Here is an 11,739-nt window from a genome sequence, read left to right as displayed (position 1 = left end):
TCATGAGCCGCCATACACTGTCCGTTCTGGTCGAAGACAAGCCCGGTGTGCTGACCCGCGTCGCGAGCCTTTTCGCCCGCCGTGCCTTCAACATCAATTCCCTGGCCGTCGGCCCGACGGAAGTACCGGGCATGTCCCGGATGACCGTCGTCGTCGACGCCGACGGTGACCTGATTGAACAGGTCACCAAGCAGTTGAACAAGCTGATCAACGTGATCAAGATTGTTGAACTGACCTCCGAATCTTCCGTGCAACGCGACCACATCCTGGTCAAGGTACGTGCGGATGCCGCAACTCGTCTGCAGGTGACCCAGGCTGCAGACCTGTTCCGTGCTTCAGTGGTTGACGTCTCCACAGACTCCGTAGTCATTGAAGCCACCGGCCACCCCGAAAAGCTCACGGCGCTGCTGTCAGTGCTGGAGCCCTTCGGCATCCGCGAAATTGTGCAGTCCGGCACCTTGGCCGTTGGACGGGGATCCCGCTCCATGAGTGACAGGGCGCTACGCAGCGCGTAAGGCCGAGAGTAAGGCATAGCCTTACGCCCAGCCCGAAGCCTGCGGCAGCTCCCATGCATTACCGCACCACAGACAACCATCTATAAAGAATCCACTCAAAGGAGACACCCAAGTGACTGAAATGTTCTACGACGACGACGCCGACCTGTCGATCATCCAGGGCCGGACCGTTGCCGTCATCGGTTACGGCTCCCAGGGCCACGCGCACGCCCTTAGCCTGCGCGACTCCGGCGTTGACGTCCGCGTCGGCCTGAAGGAAGGCTCCAAGTCCCGTGCCAAGGCCGAGGCCGAGGGCCTGCGCGTCCTGAACGTCGCCGACGCCGTTGCCGAAGCCGACCTCATCATGGTCCTGACGCCGGACCAGGTCCAGCGCCACGTCTACGCCGAGGACATCGCCCCCAACCTGCAGGCAGGCGACGCCCTGTTCTTCGGCCACGGCTTCAACATCCGCTACGGCTTCATCCAGCCGCCGGCCGACGTTGACGTCGCGCTCGTTGCCCCCAAGGGCCCGGGCCACATCGTGCGCCGCGAGTTCGAGGCCGGCCGCGGCGTTCCCGACCTGATCGCCGTGGAGCAGAACGCTTCCGGCAAGGCCAAGGAACTCGCCCTGTCCTACGCCAAGGCAATCGGCGGCACCCGTGCAGGTGTCATTGAAACGACGTTCACCGAAGAGACCGAGACGGACCTTTTCGGCGAGCAGGCTGTCCTTTGCGGCGGTGCTTCGCAGCTGATCCAGTACGGCTTCGAGACCCTTACCGAGGCCGGCTACAAGCCCGAGGTCGCCTACTTCGAGGTGCTGCACGAGCTCAAGCTCATCGTTGACCTGATGGTCGAAGGCGGCATCGCCAAGCAGCGCTGGAGCGTTTCCGACACTGCAGAGTACGGTGACTACGTCTCCGGCCCGCGCGTCATCACCCCCGAGGTGAAGGAAAACATGAAGGCTGTCCTCAAGGACATCCAGGACGGCACTTTCGCCAAGCGCTTCATCGATGACCAGGACGCCGGCGCCCCCGAGTTCGCCGAACTGCGCAAGAAGGGTGAGAACCACCCGATCGAGGCCACCGGCCGCGAACTCCGCAAGCTGTTCTCCTGGATCAAGACCAGCGACGATTACACCGAGGGCTCCGTAGCCCGTTAGGCCTTGCTTTCCGCATAGCCCACCGCACGGAAATGGCCGGGTTCACACTTCACAATGTGGGCCCGGCCTTTCCGTCGGCCTAGACTAGTTTTACCCCCCAGGACTGCAACGCAGAGGATCAGCCGTGTCAAAACCCGTAGTACTCCTCGCTGAGGAACTTTCGCCCGCCACCATCGAGGCCCTTGGCCCGGACTTTGAAATCCGCCAGACCGACGGCGCCGACCGCTCCCAGCTGCTCTCTGCCATTGCGGACGTTGACGCCATTCTGGTGCGGTCCGCCACGAAGGTCGACGCCGAAGCCATCGCAGCGGCGAAGAACCTGAAGGTCATCGCCCGCGCCGGGGTCGGCCTCGACAACGTTGACATCAAGGCGGCCACGCAGGCCGGCGTCATGGTGGTCAATGCCCCGACGTCGAACATCGTCTCCGCCGCCGAGCTCACCGTCGGCCACATCCTGAGCCTCGCACGCCACATCCCGCAGGCCAGCGCTGCCCTCAAGGACGGCGAATGGAAGCGCTCCAAGTACACGGGCATCGAACTCTTCGAGAAAAAGATCGGCATCATCGGCCTGGGCCGCATCGGTGCCTTGGTGGCCGCCCGGCTCCAGGGCTTCGACACGGAAATCCTCGCGTATGACCCCTACATCACCTCGGCCCGTGCCGCCCAGCTCGGCGTGAAACTGGTGACCCTCGACGAGCTGCTGGCCCAGTCGGACTTCGTCACGATCCACATGCCCAAGACCCCCGAGACGGTCGGCATGCTCGGCGCGGACGCCTTCACCAAGATGAAGTCCAGGGCCTACGTCATCAACGTCGCCCGCGGCGGACTCGTGGACGAGGAAGCCCTCTACACGGCGCTGCAGGACGGCCAGATCGCCGGAGCGGCAGTGGACGTCTTCGCCCAGGAGCCCAGTACCGACCTGCCGTTCTTCAAGCTGGACAACGTGGTGGTGACCCCGCACCTGGGCGCCTCCACGGACGAAGCCCAGGAAAAAGCCGGCGTCTCCGTGGCGAAGTCCGTCCGGCTCGCCCTCGCCGGTGAGCTGGTGCCCGATGCCGTGAACGTTGCCGGCGGCGTGATAGCCCCCGATGTCCGCCCCGGCATCCCGCTGATCGAGAAGCTTGGCCGCATCTTCACCGCGCTGACGCATGACTCGCTGACCCAGATCGACGTCGAGGTCGCCGGTGAAATCGCGGCCCTGGACGTCAAGGTCCTGGAGCTTGCCGCCCTGAAGGGCATCTTCGCCGACGTTGTCACCGAACAGGTCTCCTACGTCAACGCCCCTGTCATCGCCGAACAGCGCGGCATCAATGTCCGCCTCATCACCACCCCGGATGCCGAGGACTACCGCAACGTCCTGACCCTCCGCGGCGCCCTGAGCGACGGCAGCCAGATCTCCGTCGCCGGCACTCTGACCGGTCCCAAGCAGGTGCAGAAGCTCGTCGGCGTCAACGGCTACGACGTTGAAATCCCCATCAGCGAACACCTCGTTGTGGTCTCCTATGCGGACCGGCCCGGGGTTATCGGCACTATCGGCCACATCCTGGGCATGAACAACATCAACATCGGCGGCATGCAGGTGGCCCGGAACGCAGAAGGCGGCCAGGTGCTGGCGCTGCTGACGATCGACAGCTCCGTCCCGCAGCAGGTCCTTGACGCCATCAAGGCCGGTATCGGTGCCGAGATGGTGCGTGAAGTGGATCTCGAAGACTAGCAAGATGAACACAGGGTGAACTCGGCGCCGACGGAGTCCACCCTGCCAAGTATGATTGGCCGGTCTGCGTACAATGGCTAGGTCCGAATTTAGGATCTTGCCGGCAGACGGGCCAATACCTTTTGTACGCCCGCAAGGGACAACTTTCACCTTCAGCGGTGATGAGGCGTGCGCACGCCATCCAGGTTTCAGGGAGCCCAATGAACGCCGTCCAGAGGTTCATCAGAAGCAAAGTGCTGCTGCTGACCGCTGCCATTTTGATCACCGCCATGTGCCTGTCCGTCCTAATCCAGAATCAGTCGCAGGCCGCGCTGAACCGGACCGTGGACGAAAACTCGCGCGGGCTCTACGACATCCTGGTGCAGGCCAAGGCCGGTTCCGGGGGCGCTCTGATGCAGCCGGAGATCGCCAACGGCCAGGGCGGCATCAGCTTCGACCAGCTGCAGGGCATCCGGGACCTTTCCGGCACCTCGGTCGCGGCCCCGATCAGCCTGGTGTCCCGTGTCACCCAGAACCTTGAAGCCCCGCGGCTTGAAGCGATGGACTACCTCGGCTTCAACTCCGGACTTGTCGGCACGGCCACCGCCGGGGACCCGAGCGCAACGGATCCCGGCAAATGGCCGGAACCAGAATCCGTTCTGAGCGACACCCCCAAGAAGTACCGCCTGACAGCCAGCGCCACGAGCTCCGACGGCTCCTCCCAACAAACGCTCTTCAAATCCACCGCCGAAGGAACCCTCGGCAAGGGCCGCCTCATTGAAGAGGAGGCGGCCGGCGGCAAGAGCATCCGCATCGCCGGACCCGAGGGGGAGACGGGCATCAAGTTCCCGGCACCCGCCGGCGGCTCCGAGCACAACCTCTTCAACCTCTCCGTGTCCCTGCCCATGGCGCCGGAAGTCACCGAGTCCGTCGTCGCCGTCGACCCCGTTTCCGAACGCGCGCTGCTCGGAACCGCCGGGGACTTCCTTGCTCCGCTGGAGAAGGCTCCGCCGGCCGACGCCCGCAATGCGGAGGCGGTGGGCCGCCACTTTGAAAGCCTCTTCACCAGCGGCATCGGCATGAAGGAGCTGGAGGAGGGCCCGGACTTCCTTGGCGTCAAGCTAAAGTACTGGGCACCCCTGATGACCCAGTACCAACAGGCGAAGCTTCAGGGTCAGCTCACCGAGGATTCCCAGGCCATTCCGCTGATTGTCCGCTCGGGCACGTCCCTGGACCTGAAATACTCCGTAAAAATCGAGGAAATCGATGAGGCCGGGAACGTGGTCAAGGATGTCGGGACGGTGGACCGCTCCCTGGACAAGGATTACCTGCCGTTCGTCTCGAAGTCGCCGTTCGCCCTCTCCTGGCCGGGGTCCACGGACCACTCCCAGCTGCTGGGCAACCCGGCGAGCTTTGGCCGCGGTCTCTACACCCCTGCCACCTGGACCACGAACTTCGCGTCGGCACCCAAGTACACGGACGGTTCGACCGCGGGCAATGGAGCCGTGGACAAAACCGCAACCCCCGGCGAGTGGGTAACGGTCAACCGCCTTCCGGAGAAGACCGCCGCCGGGGAACTGGTGGACCAGACCCAGCGTAATCCCGTCGATGAACGCTCCTATCGGGAGAACCTCGAAACGGGAAAGAAGCTCGCCGCGCCGCTCGCCATGGTGTACGGCACATTCGACCCCGCCACCGTCCAGAAGGCAGCCGGGGATGTCAACAGGCTTCCCTTGGGCGGCTACGATCCCACACCGATGACCCTGATCAAGGACGCCGAGGGCAAGGACATCGCGGAGACCGCGCTCAAACCGTCGCTCAGCGCCACCGGCCTCGCCAGCCAGTCCGCTGGCGCCATCACGGACTACTACGGCCTCGCGGCCGCCCGGGGGTACGAGAAGAACGCCTCCGTCATTGACGCCGTCCGCGTGCGCGCCGCAGCCCCGGGAGGCTGGAAGCAGGCGCAGCCGGAGGTTGAGAAGCTTGCTAACGAGATCCGCGACATGGGCCTCGAAGTCACGATCGTGGCCGGCTCTGCGCGTGAGGACGCCAATATCTTCGTCCCCGGCTACTCGAAGGACGACGCCGGCAAGGAGTCCGCGCTGGGCACCGTCCGGCAGTCATGGGTCAGGCAGGATGCCGCCGATGCCGTGACCGGCTCGCTGACCGCAACCAACGTCACCTTGCTCTTCCTCACCCTGTGCGGCGCAGCGCTGCTGACCGGCGCTTCCATCGTGAGCTACGTCCGCCAGCGCCGCCGCGAGGCGGGCACCCTGCGCGCCATGGGCTGGACCCAGGGGCGGATCCGTTCCTGGGTGCTGGAGGAGTTCGCCGTGGGTGCCGGGCTGCTGGCCGTGGCGGGCATCGTCCTGAGCCTGCTGAGCTGGAATCTCGCCACGATGATCGTCTCGGCATCGGTGCTGGTCCTTTACGGGGCTGCCGCCTTCTTTGCCGCGCAGCAGCTCCGCCACCGCGAAGAAGTGGACCAGGAGCCCCAGCACGACGAGCGGCTCATCGCCGTCGATTCCCCCCTGACCTTCGCCAACAGGCAGCTGACCACCAACCGCTTCAACGCCATCTCGCTCGCGGTCTCCGTAGGAGTGTTCGGGGCGGCAGTGGGCGGCCTGCTCGCCCTGCTGATCGATATTCCCCGGGCCGCCGGCGCCAGCGCGCTAAGCGGCGTGGCCGCGACCAGCGTCGCCCTGCCGAGCATCGTCCTGGGCGCCTCCGGGGTTGCCGTGGGCCTCCTGCTGACGCTCGTGACCGGCCGCTTCGAACTGCAGGCCAAGCGCCAGTACCTGAGTACTCTTGAGGCGATGGGCTGGAACCCTGACATGCTGCGTCAGGTCCGTTTCTTTGAAAATGCCCTGGTGGGCGCGGTGGCGGTGCCGCTGGGCGTGCTGGGTGCCCTGGGAGTCGGCCTGCTCCTGGCTCCCTATGCCGCGCTCTGGGCCGCCTTGGCCGGGCTCGTGGCTGTACTTTGCTGGATTCCGATTGCAACGAAAGTAGTCCAATGACCAAGGACCTTAACCTTCGCCGGACGCGCGGGAACGACGACGGCGAGAGCTCGCTTCTGACGCGCGCCAACACCCTCGTCAAGGCCGCCGATCACGGTACCCCGCTCGAACTGAGCAACATCACCATCCGCTACGGTGGCGGAAAAGGCGGAGCCGACGCCGTCAGCGTGGTGGAGGGCCTCGACCTGACGCTGGACGCGGGTGAGATGCACTGTGTCGCCGGCCGAAGCGGCTCCGGCAAGACCAGCATCCTGACAGTGGGAGCGGGACTTACCCTGCCGACGTCGGGCCGGGTGCTTTGGGAAGGCCAGTCGCTCGAAAGCATGGGCGATGACGAGATCGCGGACCGCAGGCGCGCCCTGATCGGCTACGTCGACCAGGGCGGCGCGCTGATCGACGGCATGAGCGCCCTTGAGAACGTGCTGCTGCCCGCCGTTCCGGACGGTGAAGTGGACCAGCGCCGGGACATGGCCAAGGACCTGCTGGACCTCGTGGGACTGGGCCGCCGGATGCGGCACCGGCCCGCCCAGCTTTCCGGCGGCGAACGCCAGCGGGTTGCGATTGCCCGTGCCCTGATTCTGGGAACGCGTGTCCTGGTGGTCGATGAGCCAACGGCCAGCCTTGACCGTGCCTCCGCGAACAGGATCATCAGCATCCTCAAGGACACCACGTCCGATGGCATTGCCGTCCTGGTTGCTTCACACGACCACGAATTGGTCCGGCTGAGCGATACGCTGACTGAACTGATCTAGAACCATCCCTCCGCACTAAAGGTAACTTTCCGCCCGTGACTTCCTCAGACAAGAGCCCGTTCTACATCACCACGGCCATCACGTACCCCAACGGCGTGCCGCACATCGGCCATGCCTACGAATACATTGCCACCGATGCAATGGCCCGTTTCAAGCGGCTTGATGGCTACGACGTGATGTTCCTGACCGGCACTGACGAGCACGGGCTGAAGATCGCCCAGGCCGCCGAGAAGGAAGGGCTCACGCCCAAGGAACTCGTGGACCGGAACGCGGAAATCTACAAGGCGGCGCACGCCACCCTGGCCATCTCCTATGACCGCTTCATCCGCACGACGGACGACGACCACTACACCGCATCGCAGGCCATCTGGAAAAAGATGGAAGCCAACGGGGACATCTACCTGTCCAAGTACGAAGGCTGGTACTCCGTCCGCGACGAGGCCTACTACGTGGAGGACGACACCGTGGTCAAGGAGGATGGTGCCCGGTACACCAAGGAGACCGATACCCCGGTGACCTGGACCGCCGAGGAGAGCTACTTTTTCCGTCTCTCCAACTACCAGGACAAGCTGCTGGCGCTGTATGAGCAGCAGCCGGAATTCGGCGCCCCGCAGTCCCGCTTCAACGAGGTCATCAGCTTCGTCAAGCGCGGCCTGGAAGACCTGTCCATCAGCCGCACCACCTTTGACTGGGGGGTCCCGGTACCGGGCAACGACAAGCACGTCATGTACGTCTGGGTGGACGCGCTGACCAACTACCTGACCGGTGCCGGCTACCCGGATGTTGATTCGGAATCGTTCCGGAAGTACTGGCCTGCAGACGTTCACATCATCGGCAAGGACATCTCGCGCTTCCATGCCATCTACTGGCCTGCCTTCCTCATGAGCGCGGGGCTGGAACTCCCCAAGCGCATCATGATCCACGGCTTCCTCCACAACAACGGCGTCAAGATGTCCAAGTCACTCGGCAACGTGGTGGCGCCGGCAGACTTCGTGGCCCAGTACGGCCTGGACCAGGTACGGTTCTTCTTCCTGCGCGAGGTGCCCTTCGGCGCCGACGGCAGCTACAACCACGAGGCGATCGTGGGGAGGATGAACTCGGACCTTGCCAACAACTTCGGAAACCTGGCGCAGCGTTCGCTGTCGATGGTGGCGAAGAACTGCGAGGGCCGCGTGCCGGTTCCCGGCGAGTTCAGCGCGGAGGACCAGGCCATCCTGGCAAAGGCCAACGCCCTGCTCGACCAGGCGCGTGCCGCCTTCGACAAACAGGAATTCAGCCGGGCCCTCGAAGCAATCTGGGGCGTCCTGGGCGACACCAACGCGTACTTCGCCGAGCAGGCCCCGTGGGTCCTGCGGAAGACCGACGTCGAACGCATGCAGACCGTACTGTATGTGACCCTGGAAGTACTGCGCATTGTGGCGATCCTGGCGCAGCCCGTCATGCCGACAGCAATGGCCACCCTCCTGGCCACGCTGGGCCAGGCTGAAGGGGCCCCCCGGCAGTTCTCTGCCATTTCGACGCCGATCGTCCCGGGCATCGAACTTCCGGCCCCCGCGCCGGTCTTCCCCAAATACGAGGAGCCGGCCGAGGCCTGACCCTGCCCTTTCCGGCACGTCGCTGCCGCCATGCCCCCTTGCCCCGGTCTGTCCGGGCAAGGGGGCATTTTTCTTCGCCCGGCTGCCCATTTGGCCGGCGTCCAAGTGGTGGCCGAGTACACCTGGGTGACAAACCCGCCACCAGCAGGTAATTGGCCCTCAAAGAAGGCGTAGTGACTACTCGGGACTGGCGCAGAGCCGCATCCTACGCTGAAAAGGCAAGCAGACTGACAACACCCTTGGGAGTATCCAGCACCCTTGATCCCACCGTTTGACGTTCGAACAGTGGTCCCTTGAAAGGCGGAAATACCCCATGGTCTGGTCGGTTTGAACCAGAAGTATGGAGGGGACACGAAATGAGACGAACAATCGCGGCTGTGGGGCTATTGGGTCTTGGACTCTTGGGCATCACGATTCCGGCGGGTGCCGCGCCGGGCGACGGGCAGGTCGAGATCTGCCATGAAACTGGCTCCGAGCAGAACCCGGTCATTGAGATTGACGTCAATGACAACGGTCATGACAACGGGAACGGCGGGAACGGCAACGGCGGGAACGGTAACGGCGGCAACGGAAACGGCATCGGCCATGGATGCCCAGAGAACGAGGAGCCTCCGGCCGAGGAGCCACCGGCGGAGGAGCCACCGGCGGAGGAGCCTCCGGCCGAGCAGCCTCCGGCGGAGCAGCCTCCGGCGGAGCAGCCTCCAGTTGTGGCACCGCCAGCAGAGGTGCCGGCGGCCCCGGTGGCGGCCCCGGTGGTGAAGCCGGCAGCACCAGTTATTAAGCCAGCGGCCAAGCCGGCCGCCGCGGTTCCCGTTGCGGCGGTTCCCGTTGCGGCTGCGCCCGTTGCGGTACCGGCGGCGACCAATGCGGGATACAACGTTCAGACGGCTGCTGGCGGGGGAACCGAGACAGGGATCCCGGCATGGCTTGCCTCGCTGACGGCCCTGTTTACCGGTCTGTCCGCGCTGGTACTCGCGCGGGGCGGAGCCCGGGCCCGGAAGCTTGAGGGCTGACAGGCAGTGCTGAGCGGGTGCCACGTGCGCAACGTGGCACCCGCTCAGCTATTTCTCTCTAAGGAGGCGTCATGGCAAGTCATGGCCGGAGACTGCGACCCGCGGTAGCGGGCAAACGGAGACTGTTCCTTGGCTACATGGACCTGGTTGTCCTGGCGCTTTGCGGGTTCGGTCTCCTGGCAGCATGGCTTGTCTATGGCGTTGTCGGCGGGAGCCACACACTGTCGGCGTCCGGTGTGGAGGTGCCGATCGCACGGTACCTACCTCCCGACGCCGCGGCGCAAGAGGCCACAGCCACCCCCGTGCCCGTTCCTTCAGCGCTGGCGTCCCCGGCGGGCAAGGCAGCTTCGGCCGTTAAACGCACAGCCCCGAAGCCGCCGGTCAGCACCGCTTCCAGACCCGAACGCATTATTTACCCGGCTGCGGCCGTGGATGTGGTGGTGCACCCGCTGAAGCCAGGAAACGGGGATGTCACCAGCCGGTCCATCGTGCCGCCAGAGACGATGGACGGGTACTGGCTCACACCCTATGGCAAGCCGGGCGTCGGCTCGACGAATACCACCTACGTCATCGGCCACAGCTGGGAGGGCCAGGATGCTCCTTTCAACCACTTGAGCTCTGCCGCGGCCCCTGGCGATCTCTTCACGGTCGTCACGTCAGCCGGCAATCTCAGGTACAGAGTGGACTCCGTCACCACGTACACGAAGTCGAGCTTGAAGGACAGTTCCATCTGGTCCGTTGTTCCGAACCGCCTCGTGCTGATCAGCTGCTACACGGGAGACCTGTGGGGCAAGAACGTGGCTGTGGTGGCATCGCCGGTCCGGGCAAAATAGAACCCGAGCCCGCTCCCGCCGTTCGTATAATGAGACGGTTTGACCAGTATGTGGATCATTTCGTTACTCTGAAAAACATGAGCGCATCCACGATCAATCTTGCTGTCATCCCGGGCGATGGCATTGGCCCTGAGGTCATCGCCGAAGCCCTCAAGGTCCTCGAAAAGGTCGTCGCCGCAGAAGGCGTCACCCTCGAGCAGACCCACTACAAGCTTGGAGCCCAGCACTGGCTGGAGACCGGCGAGACGCTTCCGGACGAAGTCCTGAACGATCTGCGCTCCCGCGACGCCATCCTGTTCGGGGCGGTCGGTGCGGCTCCCGGTGACACCCGGATCCCGTCCGGCATCATCGAACGCGAGATGCTCCTGAAGCTGCGCTTCAGCCTCGACCATTTCGTCAACCTGCGCCCCTCCAAGCTGTACGGCAGCGTGGGCAGCCCGCTCGCCGAGCCGGGAGCCATTGATTTCATCGTGGTCCGGGAAGGCACCGAAGGCCCATATGTGGGCAACGGCGGCAGCCTGCGCGGGGGAACGCCCCAGGAAGTGGCCACGGAAGTTTCGCTGAACACTGCCTACGGCGTGGAGCGCGTGGTGCGCGACGCCTTCCGGCGAGCGAACGCACGCCCGCGCAAAAAGCTGACCCTCGTCCACAAGCACAACGTCCTGGTGTACGCCGGGCACCTGTGGAAGCGCACGGTGGAAGCTGTCGCCCAGGAATTTCCCGAAGTCAGCCATGACTACCTGCACATCGACGCCGCCACCATCTTCATGGTGACCGACCCGTCACGCTTCGATGTGATCGTCACGGACAACCTCTTCGGCGACATCATCACGGACCTCGCAGCGGCCATCACCGGCGGCATCGGACTGGCTGCCTCCGGCAACATCAACATGGACCGCACCGCGCCTTCGATGTTCGAACCGGTCCACGGGTCCGCGCCGGACATCGCCGGACAGCAGAAGGCAGACCCCACGGCCGCCATCCTGTCGGCGGCGCTGCTGCTGGACCACCTGGGATATGCCGAGGCGGCCCGAAAAATCGAGTCGGCCGTGGCGGCCGATATCGAAAGCCGCAACGGCGAAGTGCGCAGCACCAGCACCATTGGTGACGCCATTGCTGCGGCCATTTAGCCCTGTCCAGCAGGCGTAAGCTTGACCTGAATCACCAATATGCTGCCGTGGTC

At 64.6% G+C, this 11,739-nt stretch carries 9 protein-coding genes; all 9 read left to right on the top strand.

The genetic code is table 11. The features are described from left to right. Window positions 1-2 precede the first annotated feature (2 nt). The 9 genes from ilvN (at window position 3) to J7E80_RS09595 (ending at window position 11,686) form a co-directional block, all read left to right on the top strand. Complete coding sequence (ilvN, locus tag J7E80_RS09635) at window positions 3-515, top strand: acetolactate synthase small subunit (RefSeq protein WP_108600449.1); 513 nt, start codon at window positions 3-5, stop codon at window positions 513-515. 112 nt (window positions 516-627) lie between these two features. Then, window positions 628-1,653, top strand: coding sequence for a ketol-acid reductoisomerase (ilvC, locus tag J7E80_RS09630; RefSeq protein WP_215051248.1), 1,026 nt, complete (start codon window positions 628-630; stop codon window positions 1,651-1,653). A gap of 124 nt (window positions 1,654-1,777) precedes the next feature. Next, window positions 1,778-3,367 (top strand): phosphoglycerate dehydrogenase, encoded by a 1,590-nt coding sequence (serA, locus tag J7E80_RS09625; RefSeq protein ID WP_215051247.1) that lies wholly within the window; start codon window positions 1,778-1,780, stop codon window positions 3,365-3,367. A gap of 200 nt (window positions 3,368-3,567) precedes the next feature. Beyond that, a complete protein-coding gene (locus J7E80_RS09620) occupies window positions 3,568-6,363 on the top strand; it encodes an ABC transporter permease (protein ID WP_215051246.1) in 2,796 nt (931 codons plus the stop codon). Next, complete coding sequence (locus J7E80_RS09615) at window positions 6,360-7,115, top strand: ABC transporter ATP-binding protein (RefSeq protein WP_215051245.1); 756 nt, start codon at window positions 6,360-6,362, stop codon at window positions 7,113-7,115. Before J7E80_RS09620 ends, J7E80_RS09615 begins: the two co-directional genes overlap by 4 nt. 35 nt (window positions 7,116-7,150) lie before the next feature. Further along, window positions 7,151-8,710 carry a methionine--tRNA ligase gene (gene metG / locus J7E80_RS09610; protein ID WP_215051244.1) on the top strand — a complete coding sequence of 520 codons (1,560 nt, stop codon included), beginning with the start codon at window positions 7,151-7,153 and terminating at the stop codon, window positions 8,708-8,710. A 356-nt stretch (window positions 8,711-9,066) separates the two neighbouring features. Further along, window positions 9,067-9,723: a hypothetical protein gene (locus tag J7E80_RS09605; protein ID WP_215051243.1), complete on the top strand. Its 657-nt coding sequence runs from the start codon at window positions 9,067-9,069 to the stop codon at window positions 9,721-9,723. Between the two features lie 71 nt (window positions 9,724-9,794). After that, entirely contained in the window at window positions 9,795-10,556 is a 762-nt protein-coding gene (locus J7E80_RS09600) for a sortase domain-bontaining protein (RefSeq protein ID WP_251036676.1), read from the top strand. Window positions 10,557-10,633: 77 nt separating this feature from the next. After that, a complete protein-coding gene (locus J7E80_RS09595; RefSeq protein ID WP_215051242.1) occupies window positions 10,634-11,686 on the top strand; it encodes a 3-isopropylmalate dehydrogenase in 1,053 nt (350 codons plus the stop codon). Window positions 11,687-11,739: the final 53 nt, after the last annotated feature.

The organism is Arthrobacter sp. ISL-28 (genome assembly GCF_018613875.1).
Lineage (GTDB): Bacteria > Actinomycetota > Actinomycetes > Actinomycetales > Micrococcaceae > Arthrobacter.
The sequence above is the reverse complement of the archived record's forward strand: the minus strand, read 5'-3'. Positions and strand labels throughout refer to the sequence as shown.

Coding starts and splice junctions, on each gene's coding strand:
- J7E80_RS09600 (WP_251036676.1), top strand. CDS start 9,795: ATGGCAAGTCATGGCCGGAGACTGCGACCCGCGGTAGCGGGCAAACGG.
- J7E80_RS09620 (WP_215051246.1), top strand. CDS start 3,568: ATGAACGCCGTCCAGAGGTTCATCAGAAGCAAAGTGCTGCTGCTGACC.
- ilvN (WP_108600449.1), top strand. CDS start 3: ATGAGCCGCCATACACTGTCCGTTCTGGTCGAAGACAAGCCCGGTGTG.
- J7E80_RS09605 (WP_215051243.1), top strand. CDS start 9,067: ATGAGACGAACAATCGCGGCTGTGGGGCTATTGGGTCTTGGACTCTTG.
- J7E80_RS09615 (WP_215051245.1), top strand. CDS start 6,360: ATGACCAAGGACCTTAACCTTCGCCGGACGCGCGGGAACGACGACGGC.
- J7E80_RS09595 (WP_215051242.1), top strand. CDS start 10,634: ATGAGCGCATCCACGATCAATCTTGCTGTCATCCCGGGCGATGGCATT.